We start from the raw sequence: 19,020 nt of genomic DNA on the forward strand, positions 1-19,020 counted from the left end.
AGCCTGCCATCGAGGATTCTGCCGGGTGTTTCACCCGCCAACCCACGGCGGAGCCGTGGAAGGAAGGCAGTGATGCCGGTCCCTTCGAGCATGGCGCAGTCCCGTTACCAGTTGGTCGTGACCGCGCCGGGAGATGTCACCCCCGCCGCCCTGGCGGCCGTCGCCGAGGGGTTGTCGCGTCCCGTGCCGGATGTCGCCGGGGCGATCCTTCGCGCTCCCTGCGTGCTGGTCGACGACCTCGACGCCGAGACCGCCTCCGCCCTGGAGCGCCTGCTCCTCGGCCTGGGCCTGGAGGCCGGCATCACCCCCCATGCCGACCCCGTGGCCCCCCCCGTTGCCCTGGATGTGGCGGTTCGCGTCCTCGACGTCGCGTGCCTCCCCGAGATCACCGAGGGGCTCGCGGCCTTCCTGGGCACCTCCCCGCAGCAGGCCTTCGCCCTGCTGGCCACACCGCCGGGCCTGGTGCTCGGCGGTGTGGGGGAGGCGGCGGTGGCCTCCCTCGCCCGTCGGCTGGGAGCGGGGGCCGAGGTGATCGCGGCGCCCCGGGATGACGGCCCCTTCGACCTGCACCTCGCGCCCGGTGCCAGCCTGCCGAACCGGCTACTCCCGCGGCTGGGTATCGCCTCGGCCTCCCGGCGCGAGGGCGTCCTGCCGCTGGGGCTCTCCCACCATGAGGCGCGCGGCCTGTGGGCCTCGCTCGGCCGCACTGCCGGCGTCCAGCTGGTGAACCGCGCGCTGCTGCGCTGGGACCTGGTGCTGACGACCGCTGCCCCCGTCGACAGCTGCCATGACCCCGTGACCCTCGACTGGCTGTCGCGCCGGTTCGGCATTCCCGAGGCCCTGGCCCCCCGCGTGCTGACTCAGGCCCCGCTCGCACTGGCCGAGGGGTGGAAGACGCCGGAGGCCGAGCAGGCGCGGGACGAGGCGCTTGGGGTGGGGCTTGACGTGACCCTGGAGCCCGCGGGCTTCTCGCGTGCCGGCGTGGTGCTCGTCACCCCCGGCGAGGAGGCGGCGCTGCGCTCGGTATTGGCCCGCCATGCCCTGTCGGTGCCGGCCCGCCTGCCCGCGGTGCTGGCGGCGGATCTCGCCGACCTCGAGGCCAGGCTGCTGGCCCATGAGCTGGCCCGGGCGGGCTGCCGCACGCGTTTCATCGAGGCGGCCTCGCCGCAGGAGGCGGACAATGACCCGCGATGACATGGCCGCCCGGGAGGGGCATCTTCGGCACCTGGCCATCGCCGAGCGCGGCAAGCTCTCGGCCCTCTCCGGTGACCATGACCGCGCCCTGGAGCTCTATCGCCTGGCCCTGCACCAGGCCCGGGAGATGGGCGCGCCGCCCCCCTTCGCCCGCCACTACACCGACTGCATCCTCGAGAGTCTCGAGCGGCAAGGCCGTCACGCCGACGCCCTGGCGCTGGTCGAGGCCGCCTGCGCCGAGCTCCAGGCGCGCGAGGCCGCCTCGGCGCTGCAGCGCCATGACCATGCGGTGCTGACCCTGAGGCGGGCGATCCTGCTGCTGTTCCTCGGGCGTGGCGACGAGGCCGGGCGACACCTGGCCGAGGCCATCGCGCTGGCGAGACCCGCCCGCCTGGCCCTGGCCGAGGAGCTGGTGGCCTGGCGCAGCCGGGCATTGACCCTGACCGAACAGACCCTGACCGATGCCCTCTCGCGGCACGGTTACTACACGGTGCGTCGAGGGCGGGTCCGGGCCGACCTGGCGCGAACGGCGGTGGTGCCGCCGGCACGCTCCCGACAGGAGGTGAGATGAGATGGCCAACTACGACGGTCTGACCCCGGGCCAGGTGCTGGCGGATGCCAGCGTGGCCGAATTCATCAAGGAGCTGGGGCTGGGGATCGCCCGGGCCCAGCAGGAGCTGGACGACAACTCGGTGCGCCAGATGCAGGCCTTCACCGAGGTGCGTGATGACCTGGGCGAGCGTTCGCTGCTCGAGCTGGGGCTGATGCCCGCCTTCTACCACTACCAGCATGCCGACGTCTCGGTGTCGCTCCAGTTGCGTCTCGAGGTGGGCAAGCGCGACGAGTTCGGCTTCTCGGCCTCGGCGCGGCTGGGCGATACCCGCGAGCAGAGCGCGTCGTCGTCGGCCAGCGAATCGGAGAGCGAGAGCGGCACCCGTGTCGAGACGCGCCAGGCGCGTCTCGAGTACCAGGCGGATGCCACCGGCACGCTCACGGTGAATGGCACCCAGGTGGTGCCGTCGGGCACCGAACCCCGGGCGCGGCTCGGCAGTCTCCTGGATCAGTTGACCGGGCGCCAGGACGTCGATGCCATGGTCTACTCGCCGCCGGACACCTCACTGTCCATCAGCAGCGATGCCCCCGACTCCCAGGTGGTGACCACCTCACGCTCGGTGGCCTTCACCTTCGACAGCCACGCCAATGGCCTGATCACGATCGCCGACAATGCCGCCACGGACTATGTCCTGAATGCCAGCACGACCGTCTCGACCAGTGCCCAGAGCGACCTGAAGGCCTATGCCGAGCACGTGCAGGCCAGTATCCCGTCGGATTTCTCGACCCGACTGCATCCCCCGCACGCCTCCGGTGAGCCGCGCTTCGGCCTGCTCTTCAACACCGGTGAGGCGGTGTTCCGCAGCGAGGAGGATCGCCGGGGCTTGACCGAGCTGGCGTGGTGCCTGGCGGCGACCGGGGAAGCGGTGCGGATCGAGGGCATGACGGACCGCCAGGGAGCGGCCGACAAGAACCTGTTGCTGGGCACCGAACGGGGGCGGTTCGTCGAGCAGTTCCTGATCGCCAACGGGGTCAGCGAGAGTCAGATCGAGCTGGTGGACAGTCGAGGCGAGGGCCGCGCCGCCGACGCCAACGACGACGATGGGGAGGCCAACCAGCAGTGGCGCGTCACCTGGATCCTGACGCCGGAGCGCGACGACTACTGGCTGTCGGTGCGCAGCCAGGGCAGTGCCACGCTGGACGAGGTCGCGCCCGACCTGCAGGGCGGCGGCAGCGGCAACGGCTTCGCTTTCCTGTGGCAACCGGCGTCGCCCGACCTGTCGGCGTTCTCCGTCACCGTCGAGGGCCAGGCATTTCCCCTCGACGGCTCGGCGGTGGCGGGGCATGCGGCGAATGCCGCCGAGGCCTACGCGCATCATCTGGCGGCCGCCCTCAACGCCACCGGCACCCTGCGGGCCAACCGCCTGGGGCCTGTGGTCGAGGTGATGCGTGCCACCGATACCTATGACATCAAGCTGTTCAGCGCCACCAGCGAACAGGTCGAGCTGACGGGCAGCGAGGGGCTCACCGTCACCGAGCAGTTCTCCCGTACGCGCACCCGCCAGGTGGAGAGCCGTGAGGGGTCGAGCACCGCCGTGGCCGTCGGGGTCAGCGTCGACAAGCGGGAGTCTCGTCAGTTCAACATGGCGGTGACCGGCAACAGCCAGATCACCGCGCGCCTCGCCTCGGTGCCGCCACCCGAGCTCTTCGTCGAGGCGATTCAGGCCCTGCAGCGGGAGCGTCGCTCATGAGTGCCGGGACCCAGACCACGCGGGCGCTGGTCACCGCCCCGCTGCCGCAGATCATCGAACGCCTGGGCATGGCGATCGCCGAGGGGCAGTTCGCCCTCGATCGCAACGCCGTGGAGATGGCCAAGGTGATGGGCGAGACCGAGGTGGAGATCGCCGGCGAGACCCACAGCCTGCTCTCCCTGGGGTTCACCCCGAGCTTCTACGCCTACACCGAGGCGACCGTCGAGGCGCGTCTCAGCTTCACCGTCAGCGAATCCACCGACACCTCCGTCGGCGCCTCCGTCAGCGGCGGTGTCAACACCGGCGTCTACATGGCTGCCGCTACCGTCTCGGTCAGCTACGCCAGGAAGTACGCCATGGAGGCCTCCGGGATGTCCTCCATCGCCGCCCGGCTGGTCTCGCTACCGCCGCCCGAACAGTTCATGGCGCTGCTGCGCCAGCAGCGCACTGCCGACGAGTAGGCCGCGCCACGGCCGGGCGTCATCGGCCCCAGTGACAACAACAAGGAGACATCACCATGAGCATCGGACAGGACCTCCTCGACGTTCCCATGGGCGACATGATCCGCGACATGGCCTTCGCCATCGCGGACAGCCAGTTCCAGCTCGACCAGAGCTCGATGCGCACCGCCGAGATGATGGGCGGGTTGCAGTCGGTGATCGACAGCCGGGGCAACCAGACCTTCGACGACAGCCGGGTGTTCTTCGGCTACGAGTACATGACCGTCGAGCAGGCGCTCTACTACGCCATCTTCGATGACGCCCTGACCGGGTCGCTGGACGAGGACTCGATCCGCCTCAAGGAGGTGGTGCTGGATATTATCGAAGAGATGGCCGAGGCGGAGGGTGCCGGTGCCACGACGGTGCAGCCGCTGAGAACCATCAACAAGCAGGAAGATGTCGCCGCCAAGCTCGAGAGCATCAGCATCGGCGGCGAGAAGCTGGCCGAGAAGGTGATCCGGGTGCCCACCCGGATGTCGATGATGGAGCTGGGCTTCACACCGACCTTCTACCAGTTCGTCGACACCATCATCGAGGTCAAGATCGCCATCCGCATGACCCGGGAGCGTGCCTATGAGCGCACCACCTCCAACGCCAGCCGCGATCGCCAGAGCAGCTCGGGACGCAGCACCCGGGTAGGCCTCAGCTGGCCACCGGGCGTCCGCAAGTCGAAGACCTACCGCAGCAACAGCTCGGTGCAGACCACCCAGGTGGATGCCACCTACTCCCAGAAGTACAGCTACAGCGCCGAGGGGGCGAGCCTGCTGCGCACCAAGATGGTGCCGGTGCCCCCGCCCGCCGTGCTGACGGAGCGGATACGCGGCTACATGGAGGTCGAGGAGGAGGCCCGGCGGCGGCGCCTGGCGGAGATCTACCCCGAGGATGGCGATAGCGAAGGAGGTTCGTGATGGCCGTCGGACAGGATTTGCTCAATGTTCCCTTCCCGGAGATGGTCAAGTCGATGGGGGTCGGGATCGCCGAGGCCCAGTACGAGCTGGACCTCACCTCGCTGAAGATCGCGCGGCTGATGGCAGGCTACGCGCCCGAGGACGAGGAGGAGGGCACCGCCTCCAGCACGCGCCCCAACCTGGTCCGGATCGGCGACGACAACGCGGATGGCTACTCCCTGTTGGAGCTGGGCTTCACGCCGACCTTCTACCAGTTCGTCGACACCCTCATCGAGGTCAAGATGTCGATCTCCATGGCCACCGAGAGCGAGAGCAAGCGCAGCAGCTCCACGACTCGCGCCTCGGTAAGCGGCAAGGTGGGCTTCCTCTCGGCCAGCGCCAAGATGAAGGTCTCCACCGTGTCGGCCAGCTTCTCGAGCAAGTACCAGTACTCCGCCGAGGGCAGCTCGCTGATGCGCACCAAGCTGGTCACGGTGCCGCCGCCGACGATCCTCGAGGAGCGCATTCGCGCCATGCTCGACCGCGAGGGCGAGACGGAGTAACGCCATGCCACGCAACAGCTGGACCAGCCTGGACCCGGAACGGCCCGCGCCGGTGTCGGACGCCTCGACGCCGAGTGAGCCGCCACCGTTTCCCGAGTCCCTGCTCGCGCTGCAGCGCGAGCGTGACGCCCTCGAGCGCCGCATGCAGCGCCTGACGCAGGGCGGTGCGGAGCCGGCCGATGACGCCCGCTTTCCCGTCACCCCGCTGAGCGAGCGACGGCGCGCCGATGCGGCCTGGGCGAGGCAGCGCGATCGCCTCGGCGGGGCCGCGACCGATGCACGGGAGGCGATCGAGGTCGCGACGGACTCCTCCGTCGAGGGCGCGAGGGAACCCCTGCCGCTGCTGCGCACCGGCCTGCGTCGGCTGGGGGAGCCGCTGGAGCGAAGCGGCCTGCTCAAGGACGCCCGGCTCCGCGAGCCGTCCCTGCCGGCCGAGCGCCTCGCCACCCTGGCGGCGGCGGGGCAGGAGGCGTTGACCCGCCGCTACGCGGCCCGGCGTGATCGCCTGCTTTCCGTGGTCACGGGAGGCTGCGGCGACCTCGACCGGCGTGCCGAATCGGCACGACGCCGGGCCCTGGCCAGTCGACGCGAGGCCATGGCGCAGCAGCAGGCCGATGACCGGCGCGTGGCGCAGGCGCGTCGACAACGCCAGCTTCAGGAGGACGCGTGATGAGCAAGGGCGGTGAGGTAGTGGCCGATGCGGTCAGGGAGATGCTGCTGGGGCTGGCGGATGCCCTGGACGACGCCCAGTCGACGCTGTCGGAGACGGCGCGCACCAGCGATACCGGTCACGGCTACGAGATCCCCTATCTGGACTTCACCTTCGAGGTCGAGTTCTCCGAGGAGCAGAGCCAGGGCGACAGGCCGCCACGCATCGCGTTGCTGCCCAAGGCGAGGCGGGCAGGCGGCGAGGGTGAGCGCGAAACGCGGATCAGCTCCTCGATCTCCGGCCGGCTGGCCACGGTACCGGTGCAGGGGGGGCGCCCGGAGACGCTGCTCGACCTTACCCTGAAACCCGTGGACGGTCGGCCTCGGCAATGGCGGCTAGGGGTCGCGGTCAGCAACCTGGCCGGTGAACGGCTGCCAGGGGTGCCGGTATCGCTGCAGGTGGATGCGGCGATGACCGAGCAGCTGCTCGGCCATCGGCCCTCGGCCGAGCAGCGCCTGGGACTGCTCACGACCCAGCGCCTCACCACCGGCGTGGAGGGCGGGGCCGAGCTTGTCATCGATACCGCCTCGCTGCGAGGGCGTCGGGTGGTGGTGCAGGTGGAGGCGCGTGGCGCGATTGGACGGGTGATCTTGCCCGGGGAGGCCGCATGACCATCAAGCTTCGTGTCACCGCCACCCTGCTCACCGGCGCGCGCCAGCCCGCGGCCAACCAGGTGGTGGAGCTGCAGGTGCTCCAACTGAAGCGCGGCTGGACCGGGCTGGCCAGGACGACCAGTAACGCCCAGGGCAAGGTAGCCATCGGCACCTCGCTGCAGGGCGAGGGTCAGCTGGCGCCGGCGCTGCGGCTCGTCCGGTCGGGAGACGAGCCCGTCGAGGTGCTGGCCCAGCAGGGCACCTATCACATGGCGAGAACCAACCTCAACGTCGCCTTTGGCGAGGTGGTGGTGCTGCCGGGCAGCGGCGTCTCCGCGCCGGCCCTGCATCGGATCAAGGCCGAGCGCCTCGCCGGCATGAACGCCAACCTGGCGGACCTGCTCGAGAAGCGCGGGCGGCCGGGGGTGGTCGTCGATGCGCCCGACACGCCCAGGGAGGAGATACCCAGCGAGGCCCTGCTGGAAGGGCGCAAGGCCGTGGTCTTCCAGGAGATGCTGGCGACCGAGGTGGCAAGGCGCGAGCAACTCCAGATGCAGCTGGACCTTCGCCAGGCGCGAGTGACCGAACTGGACGCGGCGCTCAAGGAGAGCGTGGCAGAGCGCGAGGACCTGAACCGCCAGCTCGAGCAGCTGCGCAAGAGCATCTCGACCTCACCCGCGGTGGAGCAGTTGACCTCGACCGTCTCCGGGGCCCTGGAGCTGGCGCGTGGCGAGCATGGCATGCAGCTCGCCACGGCGGAGCTGCGCATCCGTGGCCTGGTCGTCGAGGGTGGCAAGCGCTTTCATCCCCTCGATGTCAGCGAGGCGCGCGAGATCCTGCCCGACAACGTGTCGGAGCTGGTGCTGCGTCTCGATCCGCCACGCTCGCGGGAGGCCAGCGAGGCCGCGCTGGCTCCCGACCTGATCGGCCAGACCCTGGAGCCCGCCCGGCGCCAGGCCCTCTCCCAGGGGCTGCGCCTGGAGGTGATCGAGAGCGTCTCCCCCGACCATCCCGAGGGAGCGATCATCGAACAGCGACCGGCCCCGGGCGCCACCCTGGAGGGAGCGGGTGGCCGTCTCGTCGTGGTGGTGGCGACAAGGAGTTCACAACGGGAGAGTGGCGATGAGTGACATCAAGCGTCTGATCCGTGACACCGCGGCCGCGCCCCTCGGCGATATCATCGCCTCGGTGGGCGAGGGGGTGGCGCAGGCCCAGCGGGCCCTGGATGGACAGGCCCTGGCCCAGCTGGAGGCCCTCTACCGGGACCAGGATGAGGCGACGGCACTGCTGCGCCAGAGTGGCTGGCGTCCCACCTTCTATACCATCCCCGAGACCGAGGGCGAGGTGAAGGTGGCGCTCTCCCTGGGCGGGCAGGGCGAGGAGACGACCACGGCGCGGTCATCGGGCATCCTGCCTCGCAAGTCGCGGGTCGCGCTCTACGGCGCCCCGGTGGATGCCGGCTACCAGAATCGCTTCGGCTACCAGGCCACCATCGGCGCGAGCCTGCGCTTTCGTATCGTGCCGGTGCCTCCGCCCGGCGATATCGATGCCTTGCCGATCCGCGTGGTACCCGACCTGAGCGGGTCGAGCCGGGACGAGGCGGCCGAACTGCTGGCCCAGTTCGGGCTGGCGCTAACCCTCGACGCGCAGAGTCCCGAGGCGGGGCAGGTGGTGGCCCAGCGGCCGCTGCCCGGCCAGATGCTGCGACAGGATGATGTCGTCAGCGTCACGCTCGGCCCCGCCGACTGAGGTTGCCGGGAAAGCAGAACGCGAAGGAAGAACGCCACGGCGGCTGCCGTGGCGATAGGGCTCCCTGGGCAGCATCCTGCTGCCGAGCTCCCTGCAGGGCGTCCAGCCCTGGCGCATCCGTGGCGGGAAGTGGCAGTGTCCCTTGCCCTGTCCTGCTGGACGCCTCCCGTTATCGCCGATTCCCGTGACCCTGCGGTGACCGTCGCATGGCGTTTACGTGACATCCCGAGTCCAGGGATCGCAGGGCTATCGCAGCTAGCCATGCTGTGCTTCCTTCTGTAATTGTCCTGCCAGGGAGCCCGAGCCCCGGGCGCCGGCGGGTCGCTTCTGGTAGAATCCGCCGCCGTTTCGTCTCAATCCAACTCCTGCTTCGGGAACGCTGTCATGAATGCGGTAATCATTGCGGTGCTGGTGATGGTCGGTCTGTCACTGGCACGGGTTTCGGTCGTCTTCGCGCTGGTGGTCGGGGCGCTGGTGGGCGGCCTGGTGGGTGGGCTCTCCGTGGAGGAGACGCTCGCCGCCTTCAACGACGGGGTCGGCGGCGGCGCCAAGGTGGCCCTGGCCTATGCGACCTTGGGGGCCTTCGCGGTCGCCATCTCGCGCTCCGGGCTGCCGGACCTGCTGGCCCGGCGGCTGATCGCCCTGCTGGGCCAGGAGGCCACCGCCAGCAAGCAGGCGGTGGTCAAGTACCTGCTGCTCGGCGCCGTGCTGCTGGTGGCGATCTCCTCCCAGAACCTGATCCCGGTCCACATCGCCTTCATTCCCATCCTGATCCCGCCGCTGCTCAAGGTGATGAACCAGCTGCGCCTGGACCGCCGCGCCGTGGCCTGTGCGCTGACCTTCGGCCTGACCGCCCCCTACATGCTGCTACCGGTGGGCTTCGGGGCGATCTTCCTCAACGACATCCTGCTGGCCAACATCAACCAGGCCGGCGAGGCGCTGGGCCTCGAGATCTCGCGTGGCATGGTGCCGATGGCCATGGGCGTGCCGGTGGCGGGCATGGCACTCGGCCTGGTGGTGGCGGTGTTCCTGAGCTACCGCAAGCCCCGGGACTACGAGGCGCTGGACGTGGCCACCACCAACGTGCCGCATCACCATCCGGAAACCCATGAGCCCCATGCCCTGGGCCTGGCCATGTCGGTGGTGGCCATCGTCGCCGCCCTGGGCATCCAGCTGTGGACGGGGTCGATGATCCTCGGCGGCCTGGTGGGCTTCGCTTTGCTCTCGGTGGGGGGCATCTTCAAGTGGCGCGAGGCCGATGACCTCTTCACCAGCGGCATGCGCATGATGGCGCTGATCGGCTTCATCATGATCTCGGCCTCCGGCTTCGCCGCGGTGATGACCGCCACCGGCCAGATCGAGACGCTGGTGGAGTCCAGCGTCGCGGTGATCGGCGACAACCGCGGCCTGGCGGCGCTGCTGATGCTGCTGGTGGGGCTCTTCATCACCCTGGGGATCGGCTCGTCATTCTCCACCATCCCCATCATCGCGGCGATCTTCGTGCCCCTGGCGGTACAGTTCGGCTTCTCGCCGCTGGCGACCGTGGCGCTGGTCGGCACCGCGGCGGCGCTCGGCGATGCCGGCTCGCCGGCCTCCGACTCCACCCTGGGGCCGACCTCCGGCCTCAACGTCGACCGCCAGCACGACCATATCTGGGACAGCGTGGTGCCCACCTTCCTCCACTACAACATCCCGCTGATCGCCTTCGGCTGGCTGGCCGCCATGACCCTCTAGGCGGGCCAAACGCCAAGGCAATACCGACGACGGCGGCCCGCGGGCCGCCGTCGTCGTGTCTGCTCGTCATGCCTCGGGGAGGTGGTGCTCCAGGGACGCGAGCAGGCCGCGCAGCAGCGACAGCTCGCGTCGCGACGGCTGGGCGCGGGCGAACAGTGCCTGCAGCTGCGCCTCGGTGCGGGCGTGGGGCTGGGTGAGGAAGCCGCTGCCCTGCATGACGCGGGCGAGGTGCCCATGGAAGTGGTCGAGCTGCTCGCGGCTGGGCTGTCTCTCCTCGGGAGGCAGGGCGGGGCGGTAGCCGCTCGTCGGCCGTCGCCGCCACGCCGTGAACGCCTCGTAGGCCAGCACCTGTACCGCCTGGGAGAGGTTGAGGATGCCATAGTCGGGGTTGGCGGGGATGCTCACCTGGTGACTGCACAGGCGGATCTCGTCGTTGGTGAGCCCCGAGCGCTCGCGCCCGAACACCAGCGCCACCGGGTCATGGGCGGCATGCTCCACCAGCTCGCGGGCCATGGCGTCGGGCTCGTCGAAGTGGGGTAGCGGCAGGCTGCGAAGTCGCGCGCTGGCCCCGACGACCTGGACGCAGTCGCTGACCGCCTCGGCCAGGGAGTCGACCACCCGGGCCCCCTCGACGAGGTCCTCGGCACCGGCGGCGAGCCTCGTCGCCTCGGGGTCGGGAAACGCCCGCGGCCTGACCAGCACCAGGTCGCTGAGCCCCATGGTCTTCATGGCCCGCGCCGAGGCGCCGATATTGCCGGGATGGAAGGTCTGGACGAGGACGACGCGGATATTCGAGAGCATGGACAGGTGGCCGGCGTAGGGTGGTAAGCGGAGGCTTGGTATCTTACCGGGCCTTCGGCCAGCTACAAGCTGCAAGCTACAGTCAACTCCTTGCCACCCGTATTACCGGTACCACGCTGCCTTGCTCCTTGCTCCTTGCTCCTTGCTCCTTGCTCCTTGCCCTGACGTAAAAAACCCCGCCGGCTCTCGCCGACGGGGTCTGTCTCAGGGCTTGCCCTTGAGGGCAGTGCCTGGGGCAGGGGGGCTTACATCATGCCGCCCATGCCACCCATGCCGCCCATGCCACCCATGTCCGGAGCGGCTTCCTTCTCGTCCGGATCGTCGGCGATCATCGCCTCGGTGGTGATCATCAGGCCAGCCACGGAACCGGCGGACTGCAGCGCGCTGCGGGTCACCTTGGCCGGGTCCAGCACACCCATCTCGAACAGGTCGCCGAACTCGCCGGTCTGGGCGTTGTAGCCGTAGTTGCCTTCGCCCGCCTTGACCTGGTTCAGGATGACGGAGCCTTCCTGACCGGCGTTGGTGACGATCTGGCGCAGCGGGGCCTCCATGGCGCGCAGGGCGATCGCGATGCCGTGGGTCTGGTCCTCGTTGTCACCCTTGAGCTCGGTGATCTTGGTCAGCACGCGCACCAGGGCGGTACCACCGCCAGGCACCACGCCTTCCTCGACCGCGGCACGGGTGGAATGCAGGGCGTCCTCGACGCGCGCCTTCTTCTCCTTCATCTCCACCTCGGTGGCGGCACCGACGCGGATGACGGCCACGCCGCCGGCCAGCTTGGCGACGCGCTCCTGGAGCTTCTCGCGATCGTAGTCGGAGGAGGTCTCCTCGATCTGGGCGCGGATCTGGCCGACGCGGGCCTCGATGTCACCGTCGTTGCCGGCGCCGTCGATGATGGTGGTGTTCTCCTTGGACATGGTCACGCGCTTGGCGGTGCCCAGGTGGTCCAGGGTGGCCTGCTCCAGGGTCAGACCCACTTCCTCGGAGATCACGGTGCCGTTGGTCAGGATGGCGATGTCCTGCAGCATGGCCTTGCGGCGATCACCGAAGCCCGGCGCCTTGGCGGCGGCGACCTTGACGATGCCGCGCATGGTGTTGACCACCAGGGTGGCCAGGGCCTCGCCCTCGATGTCCTCGGCGATGATCACCAGCGGCTTGCCGGCCTTGGCGACGGCCTCGAGGGTCGGCAGCAGCTCGCGGATGTTGGAGATCTTCTTGTCCACCAGCAGGATGAAGGGGTCTTCCAGCTCGACCGCCATGGTGTCCTGGTTGGTGACGAAGTAGGGGGAGAGGTAGCCGCGATCGAACTGCATGCCCTCGACCACGTCCAGCTCGTCCTCGAAGCCACGGCCTTCGTCGACGGTGATGACGCCTTCCTTGCCGACCTTCTCCATGGCCTCGGCGATGATCTCGCCGATGCGCTTGTCGCCGTTGGCGGAGATGGTGCCGACCTGGGCGATCGCCTTGGAGTCGGTGCAGGGCACGGACAGCGCCTGGATCTCCTTGACGGCGGCGGCCACGGCCTGGTCGATGCCGCGCTTGAGGTCCATCGGGTTCATGCCGGCGATGACGCCCTTGAGGCCCTCGTTGACGATGGACTGGGCCAGCACGGTGGCGGTGGTGGTGCCGTCACCGGCGACGTCGGAGGTCTTGGAAGCGACTTCCTTGACCATCTGCGCGCCCATGTTCTCGAACTTGTCCTTCAGCTCGATCTCCTTGGCCACGGAGACGCCGTCCTTGGTGACCGTCGGGGCACCGAAGGACTTCTCGATGACCACGTTGCGGCCTTTCGGGCCCAGGGTGGTCTTGACGGCGTTGGCCAGGAGGTCTACGCCGCGCGCCATGCGCTTGCGGGCATCATCGGAGAACTTGACTTGTTTTGCTGCCATTTCGCTATCTTCCTATCAATACGTGAACGTCAGATGGGGCTTGGAGCGGCGTGATCAGCCTTCGACAACGGCCAGGATGTCGGACTCGCTCATGATCAGGACCTCTTCGCCGTCGATCTTCTGCTTCTCGACGCCGAAGCCATCCTTGAAGATCACGGTGTCGCCTACCTTCACGTCCAGCGGGCGGACGTCGCCGTTATCGAGAATCCGGCCGTTACCGACGGCGAGCACCTCGCCACGCGTCGGTTTTTCCTGGGCGTTGCCCGGAAGCACGATGCCGCCTGCGGTCTTCTGTTCTTCCTCAACGCGACGGATGACGACGCGATCGTGCAAGGGACGGATGTTCATTGCTCACGTTCTCCTGATGGTTTGTGTGCCGGTTGCCCGGCGGTTGGCATCGTTTCCTCGCCGCCCGGGCGGCGAGGGCAGGCGCGAACGCCTGCCGTGTCAATGGTGCGCAAGCCGCACCGAACCTGTTGCTGACGTGTAAGTGGGGCTCACCGATAGGCTTTCAAGGGCCCCGCCGAAATTTTTTTGTGGGCCCGGCCGAGCTCAGCCGCGACGCTCGTCCCGGGAGATGAACTCGCCCTCCATGACGCCGTCATCCTCGCTCGAGGGCGCCTCCTCGGCGCCACGCCGGCGGCGCCCCTCGTCGGCCTGGGCCCAGTCATCATGAGGACGCCCGGCGCCTGGCTCGGCGCCGAACCCCTCGCGATGCATATGGAAGCCGTGGGTGCGAATGCCCAGCCAGGCCAGCAGCTTGCCCATCAGGCGCCGGGCATCGGGGATCAGGCACAGGAAACCCAGGGCGTCGGAGACGAAGCCCGGGGCCATCAGCAGGGCGCCACCGAAGATCAGCGCCGCGCCGGTGAGCAGCTCGCCGGAGGGCACCTCGCCGCGCTCCAGGCGCTCCCGGGCCCGGGCGAAGGTGGCCGCGCCCTCGCGGCGGATCAGGTGCAGGCCGATGAAGCCGGTGGCCAGCACCAGCACCAGGGTGGTGAGCAGGCCGATCTGGCTGCCCACCGAGAACAGGATCACGAAGTCGAGCAGGGCGAACAGCGTGAAGAAGAGGAGAAAGGGCATGAGGCCTCCCGTGGTGTCGATGACCATGAGATGGGGGCGGGGGAGGCGAAATCAAGCGTTGAGCCACCGCGCTGGTGGCCGGGCGCCAATCGTCGCATGATGGCCATAAGCTTAGCGCTATGATGCAATGCACAAGGCTGGCCGAGGCTCAGCGGCGCGCCGCCCGGGCCGGACACCAGCACAGTGAGCGCGGCACCCGGCACCGAGACTTCCCTGGGTGAGACCCGACAACAGGAGAGACCATGCAACTCCAAGACAGCGTGATCGCCATCACCGGTGGCGCCCGAGGCCTGGGCCTGGCCATGGCCACCCTGCTGGGCAGCCGCGGCGCCCGTCTGGCGCTGCTCGACACCGACGCCGCCAACCTCGACGAGGCGGTCTCCGTATTGCACCGGGCCGGCATCGAGGCGCGAGGCTTCGTCACCAACGTGGCCGACGAGGCCTCCGTGAAGCAGGCCTTCGCCGATATCGCCGAGTCGCTGGGCCCGGTGAGCGGGCTGGTCAACAATGCCGGCATCCTGCGCGATGCACTGCTGGTCAAGGCCCGGGACGGCAAGGTCGAGAGGACCATGTCCCTGGAGCAGTGGCAGGCGGTCGTCGACGTGAACCTGACCGGGGTCTTCCTGTGCGGGCGCGAGGCGGCGGCCCAGATGATCGAGGCGGGCAAGCCCGGCGTGATCGTCAATATCTCCAGCATCTCCCGGGCCGGCAACATGGGGCAGAGCAACTATGCCGCCTGCAAGGCCGGCGTGGTGGCGCTCACCACCACCTGGGCCAGGGAGCTGGCGCGCCATGACATCCGCGTCGGCGCGGTGGCGCCCGGCTTCATCGAGACCGAGATGACCGCCTCCATGCGCCAGGACATGCTCGACAAGCTGACCGCCGGGGTGCCGCTCAAGCGTCTCGGCCAGCCGGAGAACATCGCCCAGAGCGCGGCCTTCATCTTCGAGAACGACTACTTCACCGGCCGAGTGATCGAATGCGACGGCGGCCTGCGCCTCTAGGGGCGCAGGCCGCCGCCTGTGTGATCGCCTGGCTTGGAGGGTTGGTGGAGAGGGTCAGAAGGTGACCTGGCCCTCCAGGTTGGCCACGGTGCCCTCGCCGATCCCGCTGACCCGGGTAAGGTCCTGGGCGCTCTCGTAGGGGCCATTGGCCTCGCGGTCCTCGATGATGGCCGCCGCCTTGCTGGGCCCGATGCCGGGCAGCTCGGTCAGCAGCTCCTCGCTGGCGGTGTTGACGTTGATCGGCTCGACCTCCTGGGCCACGGCGCCCAGGGGAGCCAGACCGAGAAGCAGGGCAAGGAGGCTGCCTCCAAGCAGCCGGGTAAGGGTTCGTTTCATGTCATTTCCTCCGGTGGCATCGCCGCGAATTCGCGCGGTTGCCTACATCAAACTAGCCGTCGGAAGGGGGAAGCGGCTTGGGTGATCCTGGACTCTTCGGGTAAGTGGATGCCGCCTTGGGCGTCAGGTTTTCGCCTACGACCTGTCGGCATTGTCGGCCCCCTTGGCAGGGCAGCGACCTACCGCCCCTGTCGGCGATGACTGCTATACTCTGGCGTCGTTTTCCTCTTGCCAGGAGCCCGGTTCGTGTCTACCGCTTCCCCGCTGATCATCGCCCTCGACTATCCCTCACTGGACGCCGCCCTGTGCATGGCCGACCGGCTCGACCCGGCCCGCTGTCGCCTCAAGGTGGGCAAGGAGCTGTTCACCCGCAGCGGCCCCGACGTGCTCGAGGCGCTGCACGGGCGCGGCTTCGAGGTGTTCCTCGACCTCAAGTTCCACGACATCCCCAACACCGTGGCCGGGGCGGTGCAGGCGGCGGCCGAACAGGGCGTGTGGATGGTCAACGTCCACGCCGGTGGCGGGCGCCGCATGATGGAGGCGGCGCGGGAGCGTCTCGACCGCCACGGGCTATCGACCCGGCTGATCGCCGTCACCGTGCTGACCAGCATGGCGGCGGAGGACCTCGCCGAGGTGGGCATCACGGTCACGCCCGCCGAGCAGGTGGAGCGCCTGGCGATGCTGGCCCGGGACAGCGGCATGGATGGCGTGGTGTGCTCGGCCCAGGAGGCGCAGCGGCTGCGCGAGCGCTGCGGCGATGCCTTCCTCAAGGTGACCCCGGGTATTCGGCCGAGCTTCGCGGCGGCCGGCGACCAGCAGCGCATTATGACCCCCGCCGCGGCCATGGCCGCCGGCAGCACGCATCTGGTGGTGGGGCGGCCGGTGACCCAGGCCGAGGAGCCCATGGCGGCCCTGGCCGCTATCGAGGCCGAGCTCGCCGCGGTCGACTGACGGCCGGGGGCTACTCGCCCTCGATGCCGGTGATCGGCCGGGTGGTGCCCCAGCTGCGGCAGCGCGGGCACTGCCAGTGCAGCCGGTCGCCGCTGAAGCCGCAGCGCCGGCAGCGATGGCGGGGTAGCTTGCCGAGCAGGTCGGCGGTGTGGCGCTTGAGCAGGGCGAGCTGTTCCAGCGCCTCGCCGCGGCTGTGCTGGCGATAGAGGTCGATCAGGTAATCCAGCGCCCCCAGGCTCGCCTCGCGATTGAGCTGCTCGCTGACCAGGGCGATGGCCGGCTCGATGCCCTCTCGCTGGCGAAGGGTCTCTGCCAGCAGGATGATCACGCTGGTGTAAGGGTGACGCTCGAGCAGTTCGTGCAGGTGGCGGGTGAGCCCCTCGGCGTCATCGAGCAGCTGGTAGTTGTATGCCAGGGGCTCGAGCATGGTGGGGGTGAAGGCCGGATCCTGGGCCGGGATGCGCGACAGCAGGGTAATCGCCTGGCGGTAATGGGCGGTGTCATGCTCCAGGGCCGCCAGCAGCAGGTTGGCGCGCACGCAGCGGGGGTCGACGTTGAGCGCCCGCTTGAGGTGGCGTCGGGCGAGGGTGGGGCTGGCGTTGGCGCGCTCCTCCTCGGCCAGCTGGCAGAGCCAATGGGCCGCGGCGCGGCGGCGCTCCTCGTCCTCCTCGACCAGCTGCGGGTTGGCGACCTCGAAGGCCGCCGCCCACTCCCCTTCGCGTTCCAGCAGGTCGGCCAGCAGCCGACGCGCCGCCTGGCGCAGCGGGGCGTCCTGGGAGTCGCGCAGCAGCCCCTTGAGCAGGCGCTCGGCGCGATCCAGCAGACCCAGGGTGAGGAAGTCCCGGGCCAGCTCCAGCTGGACCCGTTCGCCCTGGGCGGCGCTGAGGCTGGGCCGTGCCAGCAGATTCTGGTGGATCTTCATCGCCCGGTCCGCCTCGCCGCGGCTGCGGAATAGGTTGCCCAGGGTGATGTGGGTCTCGATGGTCTCGCTGTTGACCTCCAGGGCGCCGACGAAGGTCTCGATGGCGCGGTCCTGCTGGTCGTTGAGCAGGTAGTTGAGACCCACGAAATAATCCCGCGCCAGCCCGGTCGGGGGCGCGGGATCATGGGCCATGCGGCGTTCGCGGCGGCCCAGCCACCAGCCGATGGCGACCGCTGCCGCCAGGACGGTCAGCAGCAGGGCATCGGGCATCTCAGGGGAGTTCCTTCAGCTCCTGGACACGCAGGCGGTCGAGTTCCTTGCGCTGCTGCTGGTTGTGGCGCTGGGCACGGGTCAGCAGGGTGCGCAGGCGCAGGTAGACCCCGCTCATGGCCAGCATGCCGAGCAGCACCCCGACGGCCAGGGAGGCCAGCAGCCACACCGAGAGGGAGGCGGCGGGCAGCTCGATCCAGATCAGGTTGAGCGGCAGCGCCTCGCGGTTGTTCACGGCGAACAGGATGCCGACCAGTAGAACCGCCAGCAGGATGATGGCCAGGATCAGGCCTTTGAGCCAACGCATGCGAAGTGTCCCCTTCAGGATGTAAGAGTTGGGTCGGAAGTGCGGAGCGGTGGGCTCAGTAGCCCAGGGCGCGGCTGGCATCCACCTGCTCGCGTAGCTCCTTGCCGGGTTTGAAGTGTGGCACGAACTTGCCGTCCAGCGCGACCGGTTCGCCGGTCTTGGGGTTGCGGCCGATGCGTGGCTCGCGGTAGTGCAGCGAGAAGCTGCCGAAGCCGCGAATCTCCACCCGGCCCCCCGCCGCCAGGGTCTCGGTGATGTCGTCGAGGATCAGGCGCACGGCCGCTTCCACCTCCTTGAGGGAGAGCTCGGGCTGTCGCATGGCGATCTGCTCGATCAGCTCGGACTTGGTCATCGCGGGTCTCCGTTGGCGGCAGGCTGTTGTTTTCGTTCAAGCATACTCGGCAAAACGAGACAAAACAACGCACTACGACCATAGGCAGAGAGCTCCCCGATGACGCCATGCGGCTGTCTCCGGCGCCGGGCTCGGGTATACTGCCATCACACTCCCGAACAGAGGCGAGGTCGACCTTGAACGAACCATCAAGCCCCGAGGCTGCACAGCGCAAGCGACTCTACTGGCACAGCCGGCGCGGCATGTGGGAACTGGACCTGCTGCTGGTGCCCTTCCTCGAACAGCGCTACGACGGCCTGGCCGAGGAGGACCAGGCGGCCTTCCGGGCACTGATCGACGAGGAGGACCAGGACCTCTTCCTGTGGCTGATGCGTCGCGAGCTCCCCGAGGAGCCGGTGCGTCGGCGCATCGTGCAGATGATCATCGAACATGCCGAGAGTGCCGACAGCGTGTCGCATCGGCCCGTCTAGGCTCGCCCTGCTGGCCCATCTGCTGCCGGCCACCGCGGTGGTTGGCCTGCTGTTCTTCGTGTTGTCGCCGGCCTCGTGGCTGGCGCTTCTCCTGCTGCTTCTCGCCGTCTCCATCCTGGCGGTGCGTCGCGGTCCACGTGGCGAACTCAGGGCCGAGACCGACCCCTCCGGTGAGGTGCGCTGGCGCTGGTGCGCGGCTGGTGACCGGGAGGCTCGGCCGGTCAGCCTGCGCTGCGACTACCTGGGGCCCTGGCTGATCGGCCTGCGCCTCGACGGGCGTCGGCTCTGGGTATGGCCCGACAGCTGCACGCCGCAGGCGCATCGCGAGTTGCGCCGCTGGCTGGTGAGGCACTGAGCCATCCTATGGCGTCAGGCTTCCCGCTCTCCTTGCCACGCCTTCTGG

22 protein-coding genes and 1 pseudogene are annotated in these 19,020 nt (G+C 69.1%); 15 read left to right on the top strand and 8 right to left on the bottom strand.

The annotated features are described in order from the left end of the window. The first annotated feature begins 72 nt into the window (after positions 1 to 72). The 11 genes from BLP95_RS13495 (at position 73) to BLP95_RS13545 (ending at position 10,232) form a co-directional block, all read left to right on the top strand. Positions 73 to 1,194 (top strand): hypothetical protein, encoded by a 1,122-nt coding sequence (locus BLP95_RS13495; protein WP_089680237.1) that lies wholly within the window; start codon positions 73 to 75, stop codon positions 1,192 to 1,194. Continuing rightward, positions 1,181 to 1,765 carry a hypothetical protein gene (locus tag BLP95_RS13500; RefSeq protein ID WP_089680239.1) on the top strand — a complete coding sequence of 195 codons (585 nt, stop codon included), beginning with the start codon at positions 1,181 to 1,183 and terminating at the stop codon, positions 1,763 to 1,765. Before BLP95_RS13495 ends, BLP95_RS13500 begins: the two co-directional genes overlap by 14 nt. A 1-nt stretch (position 1,766) precedes the next feature. Beyond that, positions 1,767 to 3,497 (top strand): OmpA family protein, encoded by a 1,731-nt coding sequence (locus BLP95_RS13505; RefSeq protein WP_089680241.1) that lies wholly within the window; start codon positions 1,767 to 1,769, stop codon positions 3,495 to 3,497. Beyond that, complete coding sequence (locus BLP95_RS13510; RefSeq protein ID WP_089680244.1) at positions 3,494 to 3,958, top strand: hypothetical protein; 465 nt, start codon at positions 3,494 to 3,496, stop codon at positions 3,956 to 3,958. Before BLP95_RS13505 ends, BLP95_RS13510 begins: the two co-directional genes overlap by 4 nt. Before the next feature lie 56 nt (positions 3,959 to 4,014). Then, positions 4,015 to 4,905, top strand: a complete 891-nt coding sequence (locus BLP95_RS13515) for a hypothetical protein (RefSeq protein WP_218118546.1) — start codon at positions 4,015 to 4,017, stop codon at positions 4,903 to 4,905. Next, on the top strand, positions 4,905 to 5,447 hold the full coding sequence (locus BLP95_RS13520) for a hypothetical protein (RefSeq protein WP_089680246.1): 543 nt from the start codon (positions 4,905 to 4,907) through the stop codon (positions 5,445 to 5,447). The genes BLP95_RS13515 and BLP95_RS13520 overlap by 1 nt, the downstream gene beginning before the upstream one ends. Positions 5,448 to 5,451: 4 nt before the next feature. Beyond that, positions 5,452 to 6,117, top strand: coding sequence for a hypothetical protein (locus tag BLP95_RS13525; protein ID WP_089680249.1), 666 nt, complete (start codon positions 5,452 to 5,454; stop codon positions 6,115 to 6,117). Continuing rightward, positions 6,117 to 6,767, top strand: a complete 651-nt coding sequence (locus tag BLP95_RS13530) for a hypothetical protein (RefSeq protein WP_089680251.1) — start codon at positions 6,117 to 6,119, stop codon at positions 6,765 to 6,767. Before BLP95_RS13525 ends, BLP95_RS13530 begins: the two co-directional genes overlap by 1 nt. Beyond that, complete coding sequence (locus BLP95_RS13535; protein WP_089680253.1) at positions 6,764 to 7,879, top strand: PASTA domain-containing protein; 1,116 nt, start codon at positions 6,764 to 6,766, stop codon at positions 7,877 to 7,879. Before BLP95_RS13530 ends, BLP95_RS13535 begins: the two co-directional genes overlap by 4 nt. Then, positions 7,872 to 8,498 carry a PASTA domain-containing protein gene (locus BLP95_RS13540; RefSeq protein WP_089680255.1) on the top strand — a complete coding sequence of 209 codons (627 nt, stop codon included), beginning with the start codon at positions 7,872 to 7,874 and terminating at the stop codon, positions 8,496 to 8,498. The genes BLP95_RS13535 and BLP95_RS13540 overlap by 8 nt, the downstream gene beginning before the upstream one ends. Before the next feature lie 384 nt (positions 8,499 to 8,882). After that, on the top strand, positions 8,883 to 10,232 hold the full coding sequence (locus tag BLP95_RS13545) for a Na+/H+ antiporter family protein (protein WP_089680257.1): 1,350 nt from the start codon (positions 8,883 to 8,885) through the stop codon (positions 10,230 to 10,232). Positions 10,233 to 10,298: 66 nt separating this feature from the next. Here the strand turns inward: BLP95_RS13545 and BLP95_RS13550 are convergent, their stop codons facing one another. The 4 genes from BLP95_RS13550 to BLP95_RS13565 all read right to left on the bottom strand — a co-directional run bounded on the left by BLP95_RS13550 (position 10,299) and on the right by BLP95_RS13565 (position 14,005). Further along, positions 10,299 to 11,033 carry an RNA methyltransferase gene (locus BLP95_RS13550; RefSeq protein ID WP_089680259.1) on the bottom strand — a complete coding sequence of 245 codons (735 nt, stop codon included), beginning with the start codon at positions 11,031 to 11,033 and terminating at the stop codon, positions 10,299 to 10,301. Positions 11,034 to 11,278: 245 nt separating this feature from the next. Beyond that, positions 11,279 to 12,922, bottom strand: a complete 1,644-nt coding sequence (gene groL / locus BLP95_RS13555; RefSeq protein ID WP_089680261.1) for a chaperonin GroEL — start codon at positions 12,920 to 12,922, stop codon at positions 11,279 to 11,281. Positions 12,923 to 12,976: 54 nt separating this feature from the next. Then, a complete protein-coding gene (locus BLP95_RS13560) occupies positions 12,977 to 13,270 on the bottom strand; it encodes a co-chaperone GroES (protein ID WP_010628243.1) in 294 nt (97 codons plus the stop codon). Between the two features lie 204 nt (positions 13,271 to 13,474). Next, on the bottom strand, positions 13,475 to 14,005 hold the full coding sequence (locus BLP95_RS13565; RefSeq protein ID WP_089680263.1) for an FxsA family protein: 531 nt from the start codon (positions 14,003 to 14,005) through the stop codon (positions 13,475 to 13,477). A gap of 242 nt (positions 14,006 to 14,247) precedes the next feature. On the opposite strand from BLP95_RS13565, the gene BLP95_RS13570 reads away from it, so the two are divergent. Further along, positions 14,248 to 15,009, top strand: coding sequence for an SDR family oxidoreductase (locus BLP95_RS13570; protein WP_089680265.1), 762 nt, complete (start codon positions 14,248 to 14,250; stop codon positions 15,007 to 15,009). Between the two features lie 54 nt (positions 15,010 to 15,063). On the opposite strand, the gene BLP95_RS13575 is transcribed toward BLP95_RS13570, so the two are convergent. Continuing rightward, positions 15,064 to 15,345, bottom strand: a complete 282-nt coding sequence (locus tag BLP95_RS13575) for a ComEA family DNA-binding protein (RefSeq protein ID WP_089680268.1) — start codon at positions 15,343 to 15,345, stop codon at positions 15,064 to 15,066. A gap of 246 nt (positions 15,346 to 15,591) precedes the next feature. Here BLP95_RS13575 and pyrF point away from each other — a divergent pair, with 246 nt between their 5' ends. Continuing rightward, on the top strand, positions 15,592 to 16,296 hold the full coding sequence (pyrF, locus tag BLP95_RS13580; RefSeq protein WP_089680270.1) for an orotidine-5'-phosphate decarboxylase: 705 nt from the start codon (positions 15,592 to 15,594) through the stop codon (positions 16,294 to 16,296). Positions 16,297 to 16,306: 10 nt separating this feature from the next. On the opposite strand, the gene lapB is transcribed toward pyrF, so the two are convergent. The 3 genes and pseudogenes from lapB to BLP95_RS13595 all read right to left on the bottom strand — a co-directional run. Continuing rightward, positions 16,307 to 17,488, bottom strand: coding sequence for a lipopolysaccharide assembly protein LapB (lapB, locus tag BLP95_RS13585; protein WP_089680272.1), 1,182 nt, complete (start codon positions 17,486 to 17,488; stop codon positions 16,307 to 16,309). Between the two features lies 1 nt (position 17,489). After that, the gene (locus tag BLP95_RS13590) at positions 17,490 to 17,795 is read right to left on the bottom strand and encodes a LapA family protein (RefSeq protein ID WP_023006763.1); all 306 of its coding nucleotides are present in this window, start codon (positions 17,793 to 17,795) and stop codon (positions 17,490 to 17,492) included. A 55-nt stretch (positions 17,796 to 17,850) separates the two neighbouring features. Further along, positions 17,851 to 18,153 (bottom strand): annotated as a pseudogene (locus BLP95_RS13595) (integration host factor subunit beta); the annotation flags it as partial. A gap of 170 nt (positions 18,154 to 18,323) precedes the next feature. On the opposite strand from BLP95_RS13595, the gene BLP95_RS13600 reads away from it, so the two are divergent. Together BLP95_RS13600 and BLP95_RS13605 are read left to right on the top strand one after the other, a co-directional pair. Continuing rightward, entirely contained in the window at positions 18,324 to 18,617 is a 294-nt protein-coding gene (locus BLP95_RS13600; RefSeq protein WP_089680274.1) for an FAD assembly factor SdhE, read from the top strand. After that, complete coding sequence (locus BLP95_RS13605) at positions 18,577 to 18,972, top strand: protein YgfX (protein ID WP_143004428.1); 396 nt, start codon at positions 18,577 to 18,579, stop codon at positions 18,970 to 18,972. The genes BLP95_RS13600 and BLP95_RS13605 overlap by 41 nt, the downstream gene beginning before the upstream one ends. Positions 18,973 to 19,020 lie beyond the last annotated feature (48 nt).

The sequence above is a fragment of the Halomonas shengliensis genome, assembly GCF_900104135.1.
Taxonomy (GTDB): Bacteria; Pseudomonadota; Gammaproteobacteria; order Pseudomonadales; family Halomonadaceae; genus Halomonas; species Halomonas shengliensis.